This window comes from Blattabacterium cuenoti, from assembly GCF_014251575.1.
Classification (GTDB): domain Bacteria; phylum Bacteroidota; class Bacteroidia; order Flavobacteriales; family Blattabacteriaceae; genus Blattabacterium; species Blattabacterium cuenoti_N.
The window spans coordinates 346,752-368,564 of the sequence record NZ_CP059191.1 but is presented as its reverse complement, the minus strand read 5'-3'; the positions used below and the strand labels follow the sequence as shown (position 1 = coordinate 368,564).

At 31.7% G+C, this 21,813-nt stretch carries 11 protein-coding genes, 2 tRNA genes and 4 rRNA genes; 9 read left to right on the top strand and 8 right to left on the bottom strand.

Annotated features, from left to right (window positions below):
* The first annotated feature begins 39 nt into the window (after positions 1–39).
* The gene (locus H0H67_RS01730; protein ID WP_185859067.1) at positions 40–1,032 is read left to right on the top strand and encodes an aspartate-semialdehyde dehydrogenase; all 993 of its coding nucleotides are present in this window, start codon (positions 40–42) and stop codon (positions 1,030–1,032) included.
* Here H0H67_RS01730 and rsmI read toward each other — a convergent pair.
* Positions 1,029–1,694, bottom strand: coding sequence for a 16S rRNA (cytidine(1402)-2'-O)-methyltransferase (rsmI, locus tag H0H67_RS01725; protein ID WP_185859066.1), 666 nt, complete (start codon positions 1,692–1,694; stop codon positions 1,029–1,031). The two genes, H0H67_RS01730 and rsmI, sit on opposite strands and share 4 nt — an antisense overlap.
* Positions 1,695–1,966: 272 nt before the next feature.
* Between rsmI and H0H67_RS01720 the strand changes: the two genes are divergently transcribed.
* Positions 1,967–2,389 carry a hypothetical protein gene (locus H0H67_RS01720; RefSeq protein WP_185859065.1) on the top strand — a complete coding sequence of 141 codons (423 nt, stop codon included), beginning with the start codon at positions 1,967–1,969 and terminating at the stop codon, positions 2,387–2,389.
* 10 nt (positions 2,390–2,399) lie between these two features.
* On the opposite strand, the gene H0H67_RS03215 is transcribed toward H0H67_RS01720, so the two are convergent.
* Genes H0H67_RS03215 through queA form a run of 4 tightly spaced genes read right to left on the bottom strand, consistent with a single transcriptional unit; the run spans position 2,400 to position 6,587 of the window.
* Positions 2,400–4,286, bottom strand: coding sequence for a DNA topoisomerase (locus H0H67_RS03215; RefSeq protein ID WP_394366857.1), 1,887 nt, complete (start codon positions 4,284–4,286; stop codon positions 2,400–2,402).
* Positions 4,287–4,324: 38 nt separating this feature from the next.
* A complete protein-coding gene (locus H0H67_RS03210; RefSeq protein ID WP_394366798.1) occupies positions 4,325–4,513 on the bottom strand; it encodes a toprim domain-containing protein in 189 nt (62 codons plus the stop codon).
* A 12-nt stretch (positions 4,514–4,525) separates the two neighbouring features.
* The gene (locus tag H0H67_RS01710; protein ID WP_185859064.1) at positions 4,526–5,503 is read right to left on the bottom strand and encodes a polyprenyl synthetase family protein; all 978 of its coding nucleotides are present in this window, start codon (positions 5,501–5,503) and stop codon (positions 4,526–4,528) included.
* A gap of 40 nt (positions 5,504–5,543) precedes the next feature.
* Entirely contained in the window at positions 5,544–6,587 is a 1,044-nt protein-coding gene (queA, locus tag H0H67_RS01705; RefSeq protein ID WP_185859063.1) for a tRNA preQ1(34) S-adenosylmethionine ribosyltransferase-isomerase QueA, read from the bottom strand.
* Between the two features lie 208 nt (positions 6,588–6,795).
* Between queA and H0H67_RS01700 the strand changes: the two genes are divergently transcribed.
* The 5 genes from H0H67_RS01700 (at position 6,796) to rrf (H0H67_RS01680) (ending at position 11,675) form a co-directional block, all read left to right on the top strand.
* Positions 6,796–8,331, top strand: a 16S ribosomal RNA gene (locus H0H67_RS01700).
* Positions 8,332–8,413: 82 nt separating this feature from the next.
* Positions 8,414–8,487, top strand: a tRNA-Ile gene (locus H0H67_RS01695).
* A 4-nt stretch (positions 8,488–8,491) separates the two neighbouring features.
* A tRNA-Ala gene (locus H0H67_RS01690) sits at positions 8,492–8,565 on the top strand.
* Positions 8,566–8,627: 62 nt separating this feature from the next.
* Positions 8,628–11,522 (top strand): 23S ribosomal RNA (locus H0H67_RS01685).
* 43 nt (positions 11,523–11,565) lie between these two features.
* Positions 11,566–11,675: ribosomal RNA gene (gene rrf / locus H0H67_RS01680) — 5S ribosomal RNA — on the top strand.
* Between the two features lie 13 nt (positions 11,676–11,688).
* Here the strand turns inward: rrf (H0H67_RS01680) and H0H67_RS01675 are convergent.
* Positions 11,689–13,158: a ribonucleoside-diphosphate reductase subunit alpha gene (locus tag H0H67_RS01675; protein WP_238784558.1), complete on the bottom strand. Its 1,470-nt coding sequence runs from the start codon at positions 13,156–13,158 to the stop codon at positions 11,689–11,691.
* Positions 13,159–13,566: 408 nt separating this feature from the next.
* Here H0H67_RS01675 and rrf (H0H67_RS01670) point away from each other — a divergent pair.
* Positions 13,567–13,676 (top strand): 5S ribosomal RNA (gene rrf, locus H0H67_RS01670).
* The 16S, 23S and 5S rRNA genes sit together here with 2 tRNA genes alongside, the layout of an rRNA operon.
* 13 nt (positions 13,677–13,689) lie before the next feature.
* Here the strand turns inward: rrf (H0H67_RS01670) and H0H67_RS01665 are convergent.
* Complete coding sequence (locus H0H67_RS01665) at positions 13,690–15,402, bottom strand: ribonucleoside-diphosphate reductase subunit alpha (protein ID WP_185859062.1); 1,713 nt, start codon at positions 15,400–15,402, stop codon at positions 13,690–13,692.
* 18 nt (positions 15,403–15,420) lie between these two features.
* Positions 15,421–17,226: a 30S ribosomal protein S1 gene (gene rpsA, locus H0H67_RS01660; RefSeq protein WP_185859605.1), complete on the bottom strand. Its 1,806-nt coding sequence runs from the start codon at positions 17,224–17,226 to the stop codon at positions 15,421–15,423.
* Between the two features lie 172 nt (positions 17,227–17,398).
* On the opposite strand from rpsA, the gene dnaE reads away from it, so the two are divergent.
* Positions 17,399–21,685, top strand: a complete 4,287-nt coding sequence (dnaE, locus tag H0H67_RS01655; protein ID WP_185859061.1) for a DNA polymerase III subunit alpha — start codon at positions 17,399–17,401, stop codon at positions 21,683–21,685.
* Positions 21,686–21,813 lie beyond the last annotated feature (128 nt).

Here is a 21,813-nt window from a genome sequence, read left to right as displayed (position 1 = left end):
TTCATAATAATGGAAAATTAAATTTTTATAGAAATTCATATGAAACTAGGAATAGTTGGTGTTACAGGTATGGTAGGACGTGTCATGGTAGATGTTTTAGAAAAAACAAATTTTCCAGTGAAAGAATTATATCTTTCTGCTTCTGAAAAATCTATAGGGAAAGAATTTTATTTCAAGGAAAGAATATATAAGGTTATTAGTTTACATGATTTATTGTTAAAAAAACCAAATATTGTTTTATTTTCAGCGGGTTCAAGTATATCAAAAGAATGGGCTCCTAAATTTGCAAAAGAGGGGGCAACTGTTATAGATAATTCTTCTGCGTGGAGAATGGATCCTGGTAAAAAATTAATTGTTCCTGAAATTAATGCTTCTTTTTTGGAAAAAAAAGATAATATTATTGCTAATCCTAACTGTTCTACAATACAATTAGCAATGGTTTTATTCCCCTTGCACATAGAATACAAAATTAATAGGGTAGTAGTTTCTACTTACCAGTCAGTAACAGGAACAGGAAAAAAAGCTTTGAATCAATTGAATCAAGAAAAAGAAGGATATTTTAATGTTCACAAAGTATATCCGCATTCTATTTATCAAAATGTTTTACCTCATTGTGATTCTTTTACAGAAAATAATTATACAATAGAGGAAATGAAACTTATCAAAGAAACAAAAAAAATAATAAATGATCAAAATATAGCCATTACAGCTACAGCTGTACGTGTTCCTGTTATAGGAGGGCACTCAGAAAGTGTAAATATTACATTTCAAAAGAAACCCAGTATAGATCGTATTTATGAAATTTTATCTAAAACAAAAGGAGTAGTTGTTCAAGATAATCCACAAAAAAACATTTATCCCATGCCATTATATGCACAAGGAAAAGATGAAGTATTTGTTGGTAGAATTAGAGATGATTTTTCATTTCAAAATTCTATAAATATTTGGATAGTTTCTGATAATCTTCGTAAAGGAGCAGCGACAAATGCTATTCAAATTGCAAAATATTTAATAAATAAAAAATATGTTTAGTAACTTTTTTCAATGATAATAGTATATTCTCCTAATATTTTTCCGACGTTTTCATAATATGAAATTATTTTTTCTATGTCTCCTCTTAATGTATCTTGAAATAATTTAGATATCTCTTTGCAGATTACAACATTTCTTTTTAATCCAAAAAAATATTTTATATCGTTCAATGTTCGTAACAGTCTATGAGGAGATTCATATAATACAATAGTTCTATTTTCTTTAGATAGATGTTCTAATCTAATTTTTCTTTTTTTTTTAGGTAAAAAACCAATAAAAGTGAACTCATTAGTAGAGATTCCTGAATTAACTAATGCTGGAATTAAAGCTGTAGGACCAGGTAAACACTCTACAGAAATAGAAGCTTTTATACAAGATTTAATCAATAGAAATCCTGGATCTGATATACTTGGTGTTCCAGCATTGGATATTAATGCTAATTTTTTTCCTTTCTTAATTTCTTTTATAAAATAAGGGATTATTTTATGTTCATTATGAATATGATATATATTTACTTGAGTTTCAATATTATAAAAGTTTAATAATTTTTTGGAAATTTTATAACTTTCTACTAAAATAACGTCGACCTCTTTCAATATTCGTAATCCTCTGAAAGTAAAATCTTCTAAATTTCCTATAGGAGTAGGAACAATATATAACATATTCAAATTTATAAAATTTGTGAAAAAAAAAGATATTGTAAATTCATTTTTTATAAAATAAAAAACCATAACTTTTTCCATGCAGTTATAAATTTTTCAAAATTATTGCATCTACATAAATATTTTAAATTGAGTAATTTATTGCAGTAAATAAAATCATGTAAAACACTTTTTTTTAGAATTTCATCATCAAATAAAATAGTTAATAATTTGTATTCGTAATAATATTTTGTGCATTAAAAGATTAATTAATGCTGATGAAATAAATAATAATGAGAGGTAAACAATATATATTTAGAAGTCGTTTAGTATCTGGAGATATTATATTTAAATATGATTTAAATGGATTTTTAAGAGAAGTTATTTTTCCTGAAAGACTTTCTTTATCACATTATATATGGATTGGTAAATATTTACCTTATAATGAATCTATAATCAATAAAATGAGAAATTCAAAAGCTTCTTTTTCTATAGAGGAAATTCCTACAGATTTATCTTTTAATCGTTTTTGGATCGATTATAAATATAAAGTAGGAAAGAAAAAGATGGCCGAAAATATATGGAATAGGATGTCTTTATCTGATAGAGTTAAAGCTTTATCTTATATTCCAAAATATTTGGACCATGTTAGACGTACAGGACATGATCAAGCTTATCCTACTACTTATTTAAATCAAAGATATTTTGATAGTTAAACTTTAAAGATTAAGTTAAATGAATTTTTCTATTTTCAATTATAATTTTAATGGCTTGTTCTAGTTCTAGATTTAATGAATTAAAAAATATTTTTTCTTCAATCGGAATATATTTTTTTTTATGTTTAATATAAATGTTGTATTTATTTATTTTCAATAAAACCTCTTCTTTTTCGAAGAAACCCAAAAATTTGGGTAATTCAAGAATTTTTAAAGCTTCTGAAAGTGAAATCATATTTATATTTTGATTGTTTAATAAGGGAGAAAATTTAGGTTTATCTTTATCTTTAAATTCTCCCATTTGAACAATTGGTCCGAATCTAGCAATTCTTGCAAAAACCTTTCTATTCGATTTAGGATCTATTCCAAGAAAACGTTCTTTATGAATTTTATCCACATATTTTTTAACATGCTGTATTTTTTGATGAAATCCATCATAAAAATTTTTAAGAATCTCAATCCAAGATTTTCTTCCTTGAGCGATATCATCAAAATTCTTTTCTAAATTTGCTGTAAAATCATAATTTACTATATCACCAAAATTTTTTTTCAAAAAATTATTGGTCAGAATTCCTATTTCTGTAGGAATGAATTTGTTTTTTTCTATTTCAGTGATTTCTTCATTTTTTTCAGTGATAGAATTCTCTTTTAAAAAAAAACTTTTACGTTTTTCTATTTTTTTTAGGATTTTCTGTATGTTTACATAATTTCTTTTCTGAATAGTAGATATGATAGGAACATAAGTAGAAGGTCTTCCTATCCCTAATTTTTCCAAATCTCTTACTAATGAGGCTTCATTATATCTATATAAATAATTTTGAATAATTTGTTTTGCTATTATTTTTTTTCTCTTTAAAAAGGAACCTTGTTTGATTTCTAAAATATTAGGTTTTTCTTTTTTATCTTGATTTGTAATTTTCATAAATCCATCAAAAAAAATAGTTTTTTTTGTCCAAATGAAAAAATATTCTAAATGAGAAGGTTGAATATAAAAATCTTTTTTTTCAATAACAGAATCTGTCATTTGCCCCATAATAGTACGTTCCCATATAAGTTTGTAAAGACGTTTTTGAAATACATCTAGAGATTCTAAATAGTTTTCATCAACATGATTGATAATAGTAGGATGAATCGATTCGTGAGCTTCTTGAGAAAGTATTTTTCCTTTGTAAAATTCTTTTATGGATAAATATTTTTTTCCGTATGAAGAAAGTATATGATTTTTTATTTCTGATAAAATATTTTTTGATAAACTTGTGCTGTCTGTACGGATATACGTAATAAATCCTTTTTCATATAATTTTTGTGCCAAAAACATAGTTTTTGATATAGAGTAGTTCAATTTTTTATAAGCTTCTTGTTGCAAAGAAGAAGTTGTAAATGGTGGAGGAGAATTTTTTTTCTCATATTTAAGAATAATTTTTTTTACTAGAAAAGTACTATTGATACATGATGATAGAATACTCATCATTTGATTTTTATTTTCAATTTTCTTTTCTAATTTAGCATTGAAAACTGTTTTCTGTTCGTTTGTAAAAACTCCATCTATTTGATAAGAAGGTAATGGAATTAAATTCTGAATTTTTTGCTCTCGTTCTACTATAAGTTTTACTGCAGCAGATTGAACTCTACCTGCGGAAAGACCTTTTTTGACTTTTTTCCATAGAATAGGAGATAGTTGAAATCCTACCAGTCTGTCTAAAATTCGTCTTGCTTGTTGAGCATGAACCAAATTATAGTTAATAGATCTCGGATTTTTTATAGCATGAAAAATTGCTTTTTTCGTAATTTCGTGAAAAACTATTCTTCTGTATTTTTTATCAGGAATATTAAATGTTTTATAAATTTGGTAAGCAATAGCTTCTCCTTCACGATCTTCATCTGAAGCTAACCAAATAATTTTGTATTCTTTTATTAAAACTTTAAGATTTTGAACTATTTTTTTTTTTTAGATAAAATCACGTAATTAGGTTTGAAATTTTCTTTTATCTTAACTCCCATTTCTTTTTCTGGAAGGTCTATAATATGTCCATAGCTAGATACTACATGATAATCTTTTCCCAAAAAAATTTGTATAGTATGAGCTTTTGTTGGAGATTCTACAATAACTAAATTTTCTTTCATTTAAAAAAATTTTTACTGATTTCTTTCAATAATGAAATTAACCATTATTTTCAATGCTTCTTTAATAGTTCCTTCTGGATAAAGTTCTAAAATCTTTAATGCGTCGTTACGGAATTTTATCATTTTTTGAGTAGCATATTCTAATCCTCCGTATTTTTTGACGTAATCAATTATTTTATGTCTTTTTTTTTCGTCATAATTTTTTATAGAATTTAATATCCATTTTTGGTCTTCTTTAGAAGCTTTTCGAATAGTATAAATAAGTGGAAGTGTTATTTTTTTTTCTCTTAAATCAATTCCTATGGGTTTTCCTGTAAAATTTTTATTTTCTTCTTCATAGTCAAATAAATCATCTTTTATTTGAAAAGCGATTCCAGTAAAAGTTCCAAATTTTCTCATTTTTGATGCTGTTTTTTCATCTGCATTCACTGAAAGAGCTCCACATTCACAAGAAGCAGCTATTAAACTTGCTGTTTTGTGATAAATAATTTGATTGTAAATTTTTTCGGTAATATCTAATTTTTTAGATTTTTCCATTTGTAATAGTTCTCCTTCACTCATATCCTTAATCGTCTTGCAAATTATCTTAAGAAGATCATAATAATTGTTATCTGTTGCCAATAAAAGACTTTTAGAAAGCAAGTAATCTCCTATTAAAACAGCTATTTTATTTTTCCATATGGCATTGATAGAAAAAGAATTACGACGTAAAGAACTATTATCTATAACATCATCGTGAACAAGTGTAGCTGTATGTATTAATTCTATCAAACAAGCAGTATGATATGTTTTTTTTTGTATTGTTCCTAACATTTTAGCTATCAAGAAAACAAATATAGGACGAATTAGTTTACCTTTTCTATGAATAATATAATGAGTTATTTGGTCTATAATGGTTACATTACTTTTGATTACGTTGATAAATTGTTTTTCAAATTCTTTTATTTCTTTTTTTATAGGAATTTTTATTTTTTCTAGAACTATTTTCATAATTTCATAATGAAATATTATGATTTTTCATTTTTATAATTTATAAAATTAACATGGCATCTCCATAAGAATAGAATCTATATTTTTCTTGAATAGCTATTTGATATGCTTTCATAAGCAAATCAAAACCGGAAAAAGCCGATGTCATCATAAGTAATGTTGACTTTGGCATATGAAAATTTGTAATCATAGAATTAGCTATACTAAAATTATAAGGAGGAAAAATGAATTTATTGGTCCATCCAGAAAAGGGATTTAAATTTCTATTAGAAGAAACAGAACTTTCTATAGCTCTCATAGAAGAAGTTCCTACAGCACATACTCGTTTTTTTTTTTGTATGCTACGATTTATAACGTTACATGTTTCTTCATTTATAAAACATTTTTCAGAATCCATTTTGTGTTTTGAGATATCTTCTACTTCTACAGGTAGAAAACTACCCAATCCCAAATGTAAAGTGATTTCTACCAAGTTTACTCCTTTTATTTCTAATTTTTTTAATAAATGTTTGGAGAAATGTAATCCTGCAGTTGGAGCCGCAACAGATCCTTCTTTTTTTGCATATACAGTTTGATAACGTTCCTCATCATTTTTTTCTGGTTGCCTATTAATATATTTTGGTAGAGGGGTCTTTCCTAATTCTTTTATTTTTTTTATAAGTTCTTTATGACTTCCGTTAAAATGAAGTTGTAAGATTCTTCCTCTGGAAGTTGTATTATCTATAACTTCTCCTGTTAATCCATGTCCAAAATTTAATTTATTTCCTACTCTTACTTTTCTTGCAGGGTCAACTAACACGTCCCAAGTTCTATCTTTGGAATCTAGTTCTCTAAGTAAAAAAACTTCTATTTTTGCTTCTGTTTTTTCTTTATTTCCAAATAATCTTGCAGGAAAAACTTTAGTATTATTAAGAATAAGAGAGTCCCCTTCTTCAAAATACTGATATAAATCTTTAAATAATTTGTGTTCTATTTTTTTGATTTTTCTATGAATCACCATCAATTTGGATTCATCTCTTTCTTGAGAAGGAAATTTGGCAAGAAGATTCAAAGGGGATCCAAAATCAAAATCTGAGGTTCTCATACTAATAGGTTAGAAATTTTTACGCTAATTTTTATAAAATTAGATTATTTTTTTTTTCAATAAAAAATATATATATTCTTTTTTTTTCAAAAAAAACGTATACTTGTATTTTTGGAATAACATTTATTGTTCTTTGCATAAGAAAGCTTCTAGACCTGATATTTAGAATTTTTTTTAATAAGGTTTTGCGTCTTTGATATTAATTTTTACAACGGAGAGTTTGATCCTGGCTCAGGATGAACGCTAGCGACGGGCTTAACACATGCAAGTCGAGGGGCAACATGAGATTTATTAATAATAGATCTCGATGGCGACCGGCGTACGGGTGCGTAACACGTACGTAACCTACCTTTTGCTAGAAAATAGCCTGAGGAAACTCGGATTAATATTCTATAATATAATAAAATCGCATGATTTTATTATTAAAGCAGAAATGCGGCAAAAGATGGGCGTGCGCCCGATTAGTTAGTTGGTAAGGTAAAGGCTTACCAAGACTATGATCGGTAGGGGGCCTGAGAGGGTGATCCCCCACACTGGTACTGAGATACGGACCAGACTCCTACGGGAGGCAGCAGTGAGGAATATTGGTCAATGGAGGAAACTCTGAACCAGCCACGTCGCGTGCAGGAAGAATGCCTTACGGGTTGTAAACTGCTTTTGTTTAGGAATAAAAATTCTTACGTGATGGGAATTATGAATGTACTATACGAATAAGTGTCGGCAAACTCCGTGCCAGCAGCCGCGGTAATACGGAGGACACAAGCGTTATCCGGATTTATTGGGTTTAAAGGGTGCGTAGGCGGTTTATTAAGTCAGTAGTGAAATGTTGCAGCTCAACTGTTAAAATTGCTATTGATACTGGTAGACTTGAGTGAGATTGGAGTAGCTGGAATGTGTGGTGTAGCGGTGAAATGCATAGATATCACACAGAACACCGATCGCGAAAGCAGGTTACTAAATCTATACTGACGCTGAGGCACGAAAGCGTGGGGAGCAAACAGGATTAGATACCCTGGTAGTCCACGCCGTAAACGATGATCACTAGTTGTTGGATTTTTTTCAGTGACTAAGCGAAAGTGATAAGTGATCCACCTGGGGAGTACGGTCGCAAGACTGAAACTCAAAGGAATTGACGGGGGCCCGCACAAGCGGTGGAGCATGTGGTTTAATTCGATGATACGCGAGGAACCTTACCAAGGTTTAAATGTACTACGAATAAGTTAGAAATAGCTTAGTCTTCGGACGGAGTACAAGATGCTGCATGGTTGTCGTCAGCTCGTGCCGTGAGGTGTTGGGTTAAGTCCCTCAACGAGCGCAACCCTCATTGTTAGTTGCCAGCGAGTAATGTCGGGGACTCTAGCAAGACTGCCGACGTAAGTCGAGAGGAAGGTGGGGATGACGTCAAATCATCACGGCTCTTATACCTTGGGCTACACACGTGCTACAATGGTCGGTACAAAGGGTTGCTACTGGGTAATCAGAAGCTAATCTCTAAAAGCCGATCCCAGTTCGGATTGGAGTCTGCAACTCGACTCTATGAAGTTGGAATCGCTAGTAATCGCATATCAGCCATGATGCGGTGAATACGTTCCCGGGCCTTGTACACACCGCCCGTCAAGCCATGGAAGTCGGGGATACCTGAAATTGGTGACCGTAAAAGGAGCTACTTAAGGTAAAATCGATAACTGGGGCTAAGTCGTAACAAGGTAGCCGTACCGGAAGGTGCGGCTGGAACATCTCTTTTTTTAGAGTATTTTTTCTTATTGAAAAAATTCTTTTTTAGGCTAGGAGCTTTCTTTCTTACTGAGGAGATTGATTAATTTATCAGTCTCGTAGCTCAGACGGTTAGAGCGCTACACTGATAATGTAGAGGTCCGCGGTTCAATTCCGCGCGAGACTATTTTGGGGGATTAGCTCAGCTGGCTAGAGCGCCTGCTTTGCACGCAGGAGGTCATCGGTTCGACTCCGATATTCTCCATTTCGGAATGTTATTCTGTAAAGTTCTTTGACATACATAATATACAAATGAGGAAAAAATCAAAAAAGCTAATGAAGGGCGTATGGTGGATGCCTTGGCTCTGAGAGGCGAGGAAGGACGTGATAAGCTGCGATAAGCTGCGGGGATTGGCACATACAAATTGATCCGCAGATTTCCGAATGGGGAAACCTATCATATTGATGATATGATATTACTCTAGAGTAGAGTAAAGCAAACCTAGAGAACTGAAACATCTAAGTATCTAGAGGAAAAGAAAACAATAGTGATTCCGTAAGTAGTGGCGAGCGAAAGCGGAAAAGCCCAAACCACAGTGGTTTAGGCTACAGTGGGGTTGTAGGTCTATAATAAGGACTATTTTTCCATAGCAGAAAGATTTGGAAAAGTCTATCATAGAAGGTGATAATCCCGTATGCGAAATGGAAAAATTACCTAATAGTAACCTGATTAGGACGGGACACGGGAAATCTTGTCTGAATCTACCGGGACCATCCGGTAAGGCTAAATACTACTCAGAGACCGATAGTGAACTAGTACCGTGAGGGAAAGGTGAAAAGTACTTCGAATAGAAGGGTGAAATAGATCCTGAAACCATACGCTTACAAACTGTCGGAGCTTCTTTGTGAAGTGACGACGTGCCTTTTGCATAATGAACCTACGAGTTAATTTTTCCGGCAAGGTTAAGTAGTTTAGCTATGGAGCCGTAGCGAAAGCGAGTCTGAATAGGGCGTATAGTCGGAAGAATTAGACGCGAAACCGAGTGATCTACCCATGAGCAGGTTGAAGCTGTGGTAACACATAGTGGAGGACCGAACCGGTTGACGTTGAAAAGTCTTCGGATGACTTGTGGGTAGGGGTGAAAGGCCAATCAAACTCGGAGATAGCTCGTACTCCCCGAAATGCATTTAGGTGCAGCATCGTGTAAAGTAATACAGAGGTAGAGCTACTGATTGGATGAAGGGGTTTCATCACCTACTGATTCCTGACAAACTCCGAATGCTGTTATTATGTTTCACGGTAGTGAGGGCATGGGTGCTAAGGTCCATGTCCGAGAGGGGAACAACCCAGACCATCAGTTAAGGCCCCTAAGTATATATTAAGTTGAACTAACGAGGTTTAGTTACTCAGACAGCTAGGATGTTAGCTTGGAAGCAGCTATTCATTTAAAGAGTGCGTAACAGCTCACTAGTCGAGTGATTGAGCATGGATAATAATCGGGCATAAATATATCGCCGAAACTATGGGATTGATTTTTTCAATCAATCGGTAGGGGAGCATTGTAATGGCGTGGAAGCTATGTTGTAAGATATAGTGGAGCTATTACAAAAGAAAATGTAGGTATAAGTAACGATAATGCGGGCGAGAAACCCGCACACCGAAAAACTAAGGGTTCCTAAGCTATGTTAATCAGCTGAGGGTTAGTCGGATCCTAAGATGAAATCGAAAGGTGTAATCGATGGAAAACCGGTTAATATTCCGGTACTTGCTTTTATTGCGATAGGGGGGACGGAGCAATGAAACTGTCGCGTACGGACGGAAGTGTACGTTGAAATAGTTAGGTATAAAATATATTGGAAAATCCGTATATTTTTCCGATCTATGATAGTACCACAAACCTTCGGGAGAGTGGATAGTGCAGGTAAGAGCTTCCAAGAAAAGCCTCTAAGCTTCAGATAAAAGCAAACCGTACCAAAACCGACACAGGTAGTTGAGGAGAGAATCCTAAGGTGCTCGAGTGATTCACGGCTAAGGAACTAGGCAAAATGAACCTGTAACTTCGGGAGAAAGGTAGCCTTCTTTTAGAGAAGGCCGCAGAGAATAGATCCAGGCGACTGTTTATCAAAAACATAGGACTCTGCTAAATTGAAAAATGATGTATAGGGTCTGACACCTGCCCAGTACTGGAAGGTTAAAGAAAAAGGTTAGCTTCGGCAAAGCTTTTGACTGAAGCCCCAGTAAACGGCGGCCGTAACTATAACGGTCCTAAGGTAGCGAAATTCCTTGTCGGGTAAGTTCCGACCTGCACGAATGGTGTAACGATCTGGAAACTGTCTCAGCCGTGAGCTCGGTGAAATTGTAATATCGGTGAAGATGCCGATTACTCGCAATGGGACGAAAAGACCCTGTGAACCTTTACTATAGCTTCGTATTGATTCCGATTAAAAAATGTGTAGGATAGGTGGGAAACTTTGAAGCATTATCGTCAGGTAATGTGGAGTTGTCCTTGAAATACCACCCTTTTTTTAGTTGAAATCTAACTCAATTACAAAAAATTGAGGACATTGCGTGGTGGGTAGTTTGACTGGGGTGGTCGCCTCCAAAAAGGTAACGGAGGCTCCCAAAGGTACCCTCAACACGTTTGGTAATCGTGTGTAGAGTGTAATGGCATAAGGGTGCTTGACTGTGAGACTTACAAGTCGATCAGGTACGAAAGTAGGGCATAGTGATCCGGTGGTTCCGTATGGAAGGGCCATCGCTCAAAGGATAAAAGGTACTCCGGGGATAACAGGCTAGTCTCCCCCAAGAGCTCACATCGACGGGGAGGTTCGGCACCTCGATGTCGGCTCGTCACATCCTGGGGCTGAAGAAGGTCCCAAGGGTTGGGCTGTTCGCCCATTAAAGTGGCACGCGAGCTGGGTTCAGAACGTCGTGAGACAGTTCGGTCTCTATCTATTGCGAGCGTTAGAAGCTTGAGTGGACCTGATTCTAGTACGAGAGGACCGAATTGGACGAACCTCTGGTGTATCAGTTGTGTCGCCAGGTGCATTGCTGAGTAGCTATGTTCGGAAGAGATAAGCACTGAAAGCATATAAGTGCGAAACTCACCACAAGATTAGGCTTCTTTCAAGGGTCGTTGCAGATGACAACGTTGATAGGCTATAAGTGTAAAGACAGTAATGTCATAGCTGAGTAGTACTAATTACCCGTAAGCTTTTAATTTTTTTCTCATGTATATTATGTTATGTTATTTAAAAATTTTTTATGGGTGGTTATAGCAATGTGGTCCCACCTCTTCCCATTCCGAACAGAGAAGTGAAACACATTAGCGCTGATGGTACTGGTTATTCCGGGAGAGTAAGTCGCCGCCCTTTTTTTTTGTTTCGTTTAAAGTAAACTTTCTGAATATAAATCTCTATTTTTTGTATCTGCACGAAGAATACTTTCGCTTCTGTAATAATAAAGACTTTTCAATCCTATTTTCCAAGCATCAAGATGAACCTTATTTATGTATTTGGCCGGAGCATTTTGATGAAAAGAAAGATTAATACTTTGTCCTTGATCAATATATTTTTGTCGTATACTGGCTTGTTTTATTAAATCCAGTTGATTAATTTCTTTAAAACATCTAAAAACATTTTTTTGTTCTTCGTTAAGAGCCGTTAAACCAAGACAAGATCCTTTTTCATTGGCTATTTGCTCCCAAACTTCTGGAAGATTATATCCAATTTCTATAAGTATTCTTTCCAAATAAGGATTTTTTCTAATATGCATTCCTTTTGCATCATCATCCACATATATGTTTGCAGCTAGAGGTTCTACACCTTGAGAAAGACCTCCAGCTAATTTAGCAGAACTTCTATTAGGAGCCATAGCCATTAAAGTTAAATTTCTTCTTCCTGTTCCTATATTCCATTCGGATTCACCGTATTCTTTAGCTAAATATTTGGTAGCTTTTTGAGATTCCAATTGTATTTTCCTAAATATATTATGTGTCAATATTTCAGATTGAACAGATATAAAAGGAATCATATTAGATTGTAAATACGAATGCCAACCTAAAGCTCCCAAGCCTAAAGCTCTACTTTTTTCTGCAAAACGAACAGCATCCTCTATTCCTTTTATATTTTTACCTTTATCAATAAATTCCTGTAAAACAGCATCAAGAAATAAAATAGCATAAAAAACAGTGTTTGTATTTTTCCATTCTACATATTTATATAGATTTAGAGAAGAAAGACAACATACAAGAGTATGATTTTCGTCTGTTGGTAACATTATCTCTGAACAAAGATTGCTGTGATGTATTTTTAATCCATGTTTTTTCCAATTTTCTGGAAGATTGTGATTAGCATTCTCTTTGAAAAAAAGATATGGTTCTCCAGTTTTTACACGTTCTTTAAGGGTATTTATCCACAAAGCTCGTTCTTTTCCATTTTCTTTCAATACTTTTTCCATAAATGAATTAGAAATTATCACACCTTGATGAACATTGTGACATTGACGATTAATATCTCCTTTAGGTTCTCTTATTTTTAGAAATTCTGGATACTCTTTATGTTCTATATTTAAATAGATTGCTACAGCACCTCTTCGTGTTCTACCTTGTTTACTAGCTACGATTGCACTATCATATGATTTAATAAAAGGAATAATTCCATCAGAAGTTCCTAATGTTCCATTTTTTATAGGACTACCTACAGATCTAACCAAACTAAAATCATATGATGTTCCTCCTCCATGCTTACTAAGTATAGCCATCTCTAAATTTTTTCTATATATTTCATACATGCTATCTCCAATTCTTCCAGAAAAACAACTGATAGGCAACCCTTTTTCTGTTCCTAGGTTAACCATAACTGGGCTGAAGAAGGTCCCAAGGGTTGGGCTGTTCGCCCATTAAAGTGGCACGCGAGCTGGGTTCAGAACGTCGTGAGACAGTTCGGTCTCTATCTATTGCGAGCGTTAGAAGCTTGAGTGGACCTGATTCTAGTACGAGAGGACCGAATTGGACGAACCTCTGGTGTATCAGTTGTGTCGCCAGGTGCATTGCTGAGTAGCTATGTTCGGAAGAGATAAGCACTGAAAGCATATAAGTGCGAAACTCACCACAAGATTAGGCTTCTTTCAAGGGTCGTTGCAGATGACAACGTTGATAGGCTATAAGTGTAAAGACAGTAATGTCATAGCTGAGTAGTACTAATTACCCGTAAGCTTTTAATTTTTTTCTCATGTATATTATGTTATGTTATTTAAAAATTTTTTATGGGTGGTTATAGCAATGTGGTCCCACCTCTTCCCATTCCGAACAGAGAAGTGAAACACATTAGCGCTGATGGTACTGGTTATTCCGGGAGAGTAAGTCGCCGCCCTTTTTTTTTGTTTCGTTTAAAGTAAACTTTCTGAATATAAATCTCTATTTTTTGTATCTGCACGAAGAATACTTTCGCTTCTGTAATAATAAAGACTTTTCAATCCTATTTTCCAAGCATCAAGATGAACCTTATTTATGTATTTGGCCGGAGCATTTTGATGAAAAGAAAGATTAATACTTTGTCCTTGATCAATATATTTTTGTCGTATACTGGCTTGTTTTATTAAATCCAGTTGATTAATTTCTTTAAAACATCTAAAAACATTTTTTTGTTCTTCGTTAAGAGCCGTTAAACCAAGACAAGATCCTTTTTCATTGGCTATTTGCTCCCAAACTTCTGGAAGATTATATCCAATTTCTATAAGTATTCTTTCCAAATAAGGATTTTTTCTAATATGCATTCCTTTTGCATCATCATCCACATATATGTTTGCAGCTAGAGGTTCTACACCTTGAGAAAGACCTCCAGCTAATTTAGCAGAACTTCTATTAGGAGCCATAGCCATTAAAGTTAAATTTCTTCTTCCTGTTCCTATATTCCATTCGGATTCACCGTATTCTTTAGCTAAATATTTGGTAGCTTTTTGAGATTCCAATTGTATTTTCCTAAATATATTATGTGTCAATATTTCAGATTGAACAGATATAAAAGGAATCATATTAGATTGTAAATACGAATGCCAACCTAAAGCTCCCAAGCCTAAAGCTCTACTTTTTTCTGCAAAACGAACAGCATCCTCTATTCCTTTTATATTTTTACCTTTATCAATAAATTCCTGTAAAACAGCATCAAGAAATAAAATAGCATAAAAAACAGTGTTTGTATTTTTCCATTCTACATATTTATATAGATTTAGAGAAGAAAGACAACATACAAGAGTATGATTTTCGTCTGTTGGTAACATTATCTCTGAACAAAGATTGCTGTGATGTATTTTTAATCCATGTTTTTTCCAATTTTCTGGAAGATTGTGATTAGCATTCTCTTTGAAAAAAAGATATGGTTCTCCAGTTTTTACACGTTCTTTAAGGGTATTTATCCACAAAGCTCGTTCTTTTCCATTTTCTTTCAATACTTTTTCCATAAATGAATTAGAAATTATCACACCTTGATGAACATTGTGACATTGACGATTAATATCTCCTTTAGGTTCTCTTATTTTTAGAAATTCTGGATACTCTTTATGTTCTATATTTAAATAGATTGCTACAGCACCTCTTCGTGTTCTACCTTGTTTACTAGCTACGATTGCACTATCATATGATTTAATAAAAGGAATAATTCCATCAGAAGTTCCTAATGTTCCATTTTTTATAGGACTACCTACAGATCTAACCAAACTAAAATCATATGATGTTCCTCCTCCATGCTTACTAAGTATAGCCATCTCTAAATTTTTTCTATATATTTCATACATGCTATCTCCAATTCTTCCAGAAAAACAACTGATAGGCAACCCTTTTTCTGTTCCTAGGTTAACCATAACTGGAGTAGAAGGAATAAGCCATCCTCTCCAAAAAATATTAAAAAACTCTCCTTCCATTTTTGGTTTTTTAAGAATTTTTGCTGCATTTTTTGCTAATCTTTTGTATGCCTCAAAAGGAGTTTCTCCATCTAATAAATATCCACCTTTAATTGTAGTCAAATATAATTCATTATTAGCCCAAACAGGAAAATCTTTTCCAACTTTCCATCCTTCTTTTTCTGCAATAGGGTGTGTTTCCATTTTTTTTTAGAACTATTTCTAGTTATTTTTTTCTTTTTCTATTTGCTCTTTTAGTTTAGCTAATCCTTCTATATCACCAAGAGTAGATCTCTCAAATTTTCTATTTCTCACACGTTGTTCTTTCTTCTTATCTTTATCACGATAAACAGATGTATGAGAAACCACAATTTTTTTAGTTTCTTTATTAAATTCTATTACCTTAAAATTAGTTTTTTCTCCTTTTTTAAGGAAACTTCCATCTTTTTTTTCTAAGAAACGTAATGGTGAAAAAGCTTCAATTTCTTGATTTTCTAAAAATTTTACAGAAGCTCCTTTATCAAAAAAATTTGATATTATTCCATTGTGAATGCTTCCTACATAATAATTTTTCTCATACTTATCCCATGGATTTTCCGTTAGTTGTTTATGTCCTAAATTTAGTCTTCTAGCTTGAGGATCTAAAGCAAGTACAATAACTTCTAATTCATCGTTTATATTGCAAAATTCAGAAGGATGTTTAATTTTTTTGATCCATGAAAGATCATTAGTATAAACAACTCCAGATATTCCTTTCTCTAATTCCAAAAAAACCCCAAAACTTGTAAATTTTTTGACAGTTCCAATATATTTTGATCCTATAGTATATCTATCTTGTATGTTAATCCAAGGATCTTGAGTAAGTTGTTTTACACTCAAAGACATTTTTCTTTCTTGACGGTCTATCGTCAGAATGACAGCTTCTAATTCATCTCCTATTTGCAAAAAATCTTGAGTGGAAGACAAATCAGTAGACCAAGACATCTCGCTAATGTGCAATAAGGCTTCTACCCCTGGAATGATTTCTACAAATGCTCCATAATCGGCCAAAACAGTTACTTTTCCTTTCACTTTACTTCCTACCTTTAGATCTTTGTCTAAAGAGTTCCAAGGATGAGGTTGCAATTGTTTCAATCCCAATTGTACACGATTTTTGTCTTTGTCTACACCTAATACTACAAATTTTAATTCTTGTTCTAATTGAACGACTTCTGTGGGATGATTGATGTGTGGCCAACTCATATCGGTAATATGAAGTAAAGCATCCACTCCTCCTAAATCCACAAAAGCACCATAAGGAAGAATGTTTTTTATTTTTCCTTCTAACACTTGACCTTTATCTAACTTTGAGATCATTTCCTTCCTCTGCTCTTCAATATCTCTTTCTATTAATACTTTATGAGAAACGACAACATTTTTTGTTTTTTGATTAATCTTAACGACTTTAACTTCCATAGTTTTTCCTACGTAAGTATCATAATCTCGAACAGGTTTAACATTTATATGTGATCCAGGTAAAAAACATTCGATATCAAATATTTCAACAATTAGTCCTCCTTTTGTTCTAGCTGCAACATAGCCTAATATGACCTCTGATTTTTCGTATGCTTCATTGATTCTTTGCCAATTTCTCAACATTTTTGCCTTTTGATACGAAAGAATACATTGTCCTTTATAATCCATTTTAACAACCATAACTTCTATCTTACTTTCAATTTGAATATTGGAATTTTCTCTAAATTCGCTTATAGGAATGGACCCTTCTGCTTTAAATCCAATATCTACAATAACAGTTTTATCCGTAATATGTGTTACTACTCCTTGATATATTTCTAGTTCTTGAATATTGGGTAAAGTTTTTGTGTATAATTCTTCAAATTTTTTTCTTTCTTCCTGTATCTCATTATTTAAATGAGTTTCGTATTTCGTCCAATCGAAACTTGTTTTTATTTTTCCCTGATCATTCAATTTTTCATTATCAGATAAAGGGGATTCTTTTCTTTTTATTTCTTCGGTTTGATTAGACATAATTTTTATTATTTTTTTCATTATTTTCTCTGTCTATATGAACAAATTATGAACAAATATGGATAGAGAAACGAGAATATTCGATTCTCGTTTATTTATTTAAATTTTACGAAAAAACAGATAATACAAAACTAATAATTTTTCAGTAACTTTTTCTACTAATTCAAATAAAATGTACCTCATTGTTGATACAGAAACAACAGGATTGCCTATATCCTATAACTTTCCAATTACTCATACAGATAATTGGCCAAGGATTGTGCAATTTTCATGGCAAAGTCATGATACTTTAGGCGATTTAATAGAATTTAAAAATTTTATTATAAAACCGGATCATTATGACATTCCTTTCAATTCTTTTAAAATTCATGGAATTACTAATGATAAAGCCGAAAAATATGGAGTTGATTTGAGTTTCGTTCTCCGTGAATTTAAAAAATCTCTTGAAAAGTATCAATGTTTAATTGGACACAATTTAGAATTTGATAGAAAAGTTATAGAATGTGAATTTTTTAGAAAAAAAACAGAAATTTCTTTTGAAAGGAAAAAAATATTAGATACTAAAGTAGTTTCTGTTTCTTATTGCAAGTTGTCAGGAAATAGGAAAAAATTCAAATGGCCTACGTTATCTGAATTATATCAAAAACTTTTTGGAGAAAATATCCCAAATCTGCATAATGCGGCAAATGACGTAAAAGCTACAGCTCGTTGTTTTTTAGAGTTACTACGTATTGGAATTATATCACATCAAGATATAGGAGTGGAAGAAAATACGATCTTGAAATTCAAGAATAAATATTCATCTAAAATTTCTTCCTCTATAGTATCCTTTGATCCTTCTTTCTCTTTTCCTACATCTTCAGAAGAAAAAAAAGGAAAAATAAATTTTCATAATGAAGAGTTGAAAAAAAAAAAATATTCTCATATTCACAATCACACCTATTTTTCTATCCTTTATTCTACTGTAGATATACAATCTTTGGTTGATAGAGCTATACGTTTTAATATGCCAGCTGTAGGAATAACAGATTATGGAAATTTAATGGGATCTTTCCATTTTTTAAATGCTATTCATTCTATAAATAAAAAATATTATCCCCAAAAATCGATTAAAGGAATCATTGGGTGTGAAGTTTTTCTTTCAGACAATTACTTGCAAAAAAAATTTACAAAAGATGAACCGGATAAACGATATCAACAAGTATTTTTATCTAAAAATAAAAAAGGTTATCAAAATTTAGCAAAACTTTGTTCACTTGGTTTTACAGAAGGGTTTTATGCTGGAGTTCCTAGGGTTGGAAAAAAATTAATTGAAAAGTACAAGGAAAATTTAATTGCTCTTACTGGAGATCTCAATGCAGAAATTCCATATACTATCCTTAATTATGGTGAAAGAAAAGCGGAAAAAATTTTTTTATGGTGGAAGGAACTTTTTGGAGATGATTTCTATATAGAGTTATTACGTCATGGATTAGAAGAAGAAGATCATGTCAATAATATATTACTCAAATTTTCTAAAAAATATCATGTAAAATATATTGTACAAAACAACACTTTCTATTTAGATAAAAACGAGGCAAATGCACACGATATTTTGCTTTGTGTAAAAAATGTAGAAAAACAATCAACACCTATAGGAAAAGGAAAAGGTTATAGATTCGGGTTTCCAAATCATGAGTTTTATTTTAAAAGTTCAGAAGAAATGAAAAAAATATTTTCTGATCTTCCAGAGTCTTTTGATTTTTTAGAGGAATTGGTTAATAAAATTGAATCTTATCATCTTTCACACAAAATATTGCTTCCAAAATTTCAAATCCCAAGATTTTTTGAAGATCCTATGGATAAAATAGACGGAGGAAATAGAGGAGAAAATCGATTTTTAAAAAAAATCACTTATGAAGGAGCTAAAAAACGTTATAAAAATGTCACCAAAGAAATCCAAGAAAGAATTCTTTTTGAATTAAAAACAATAGAAAAAATTGGTTATCCTGGTTATTTTCTTATTGTTCACAATTTTATTCATCAAGCTAGAAAAATGAATATTTCAGTGGGACCTGGAAGAGGATCAGTAGCAGGATCCGTTGTTGCCTATTGTTTAGGAATCACCAATATAGATCCAATAAAATACCATCTTCTTTTCGAACGTTTTTTAAATCCTGATAGAATTTCTTTACCAGACATTGACATTGATTTTGACGATAGAGGACGTGAAAAAATTATTGAATGGGTGGTTCAAAAATATGGGAAACATCAAGTTGCACAAATCATAACATATGCAACAATGGGGGCTAAATCATCTATTAGGGATACTGGACGTGTATTAAACTTATCTTTAAAAGAAACAGATTCTCTCGCTAAAATGATTCCGAATATGCTATCATTGAAAACTATTTTATCAGAAAATTATTCCATAGAAAAAATTAATAAAGAAGAAATAAATAACATACAAAAGCTTAGAAAAATAGCGAACAATAAAGATACCTTGGAGGGTAAGGTTTTGCAGCAAGCAAAAATTTTAGAAGGAACTATAAGAAGCACAGGGATACACGCTTGTGGCATTATAATAAGTCCATACGATATTAAAGAATACATTCCGGTTTCCGTATCAAAAGAATCTGATTTATTGCTTACGCAATTTGATAATCATGTTGTAGAACATGCTGGATTATTAAAAATGGATTTTCTAGGATTAAAAACTCTGACTATCATCAAAGATGCTGTAAATCTTATAAAAAAAAGACGAAAAAATATTAATACAGAATTTTTATTTCCTTTAGAAGATAAAAAAACTTATTCTCTTTTTCAAGAAGGAGAAACGATTGCCGTTTTTCAATATGAATCTCCAGGTATGCAAAAATACTTACGTCAGTTAAAACCTGATAAATTTGATGATTTAATAGCAATGAATGCACTGTATAGGCCTGGACCTTTACAATACATTCCTAATTTTATATCTAGAAAACATGGAAAAGAAGCTATTACCTATGATTTGCCAGAAATGGAAGAATTTTTAAAAGAAACTTATGGAATAACAATATATCAAGAACAGGTTATGTTAATAGCTCAAAAAATAGCTGATTTTAGCAAAGGTGATGCTGATCTTCTTAGGATAGCTATGGGGAAAAAACAAAAAGAAGTTCTCAATAAAATGAGGAATCAATTTATTGAAAAAGCTATGAATAAAGGGTATTCTAAAAATAGATTAGAAAAAATATGGAAAGATTGGGAATATTTTTCTTGTTATGCTTTTAATAAATCTCATGCTACATGTTATGCCTATATCGCTTTTCAAACTGCTTACTTGAAGGCTCATTTTCCATATGAATATATGGCTTCTGTATTAAGTAATAATATGCATAACATTAAACAGCTTACTTTTTTCATAGAAGAATGCAAAAGAATGAATATATCTGTGATTAATCCAGATCTCAATGAGAGTGATTCTTTTTTTGAGGTTACTGATCAGAATAGTATTCGATTTGGTCTTGCAGGAATAAAAGGAGTTGGAGAAAATGCTGTGAAAATTCTTCTTCAAGAAAGAAAAAAAAATGGACCATTCAGCTCCATTTTTGATCTGGTCAAAAGAATTGATTTACGTATAGTGAATAAAAAAACTTTAGAAAGTTTAATTCTATCTGGATCTTTGGACTGTTTTAATATACATAGAGAACAATACTTTCATATCGAAAATGATGATAAATTAAACGTTTTGGAAAGAACTATTCGATTGGGATCAAAATTTCAAAAATCAAGAAATAAAAATATTGAAATTGAAGTAGATAAACCTGTTATGATGGAATGTGATTTATGGAGTAATATATATAAATTATCCAAAGAAAAAGAAGTGTTAGGTGTTTATGCTTCTGCACATCCTTTAGATGATTATTATTATGAAATGAAATATTTTACAAATCTATCTTTAGACCAACTAAATAAAAAAGAATCTATGCTTGTAGGAAAAAAAATCCACACATGTGGAATTTTATCAAAAATAGAAAAGAAGACATATATAAGAAGTGGGATAAAATATGGTCTATTTTTATTAGAAGATTATAATTCTTCTAAAGAGTTCAGGATTTACGGACAACAATATATGAAATATGAGCCAATTTTGTTGAATAACAGTTTATTGTATTTATGTCTTTCTATTGAAAGATCAAAATATAAAGAATATAAAATAAATATTTTGCATATAGAAAATTTGCAAAATGTTCTCAATAAATTAGTACGTAAACTAATAGTAAAAATTAATATTAATGATTTAAATAACACAATTATTAGTAATATAGAAAAGTTATTTTCTCAACAAATAGGAAATAAAAAACTAAATATTGTTCTTTATGATAAGGAAAATAGAATTTTTTTAAATTTTGAATCTAGAAAATATGGAATTAATATTAATTCAAGTTTTTTAAAGAAATTAGAAAAAATAAACGGATTAGATTTTTGTTTAAATTAAAACTTAATCAAGTAAAGTATAAAGACTGAAATTAATTAAAAAGACTTTATTAAATTTGTATTCAGGTACAGTAAAAGTAAAATATATGAAGCATAATTCATACTCCTACCAATCGGTACAAATCATTT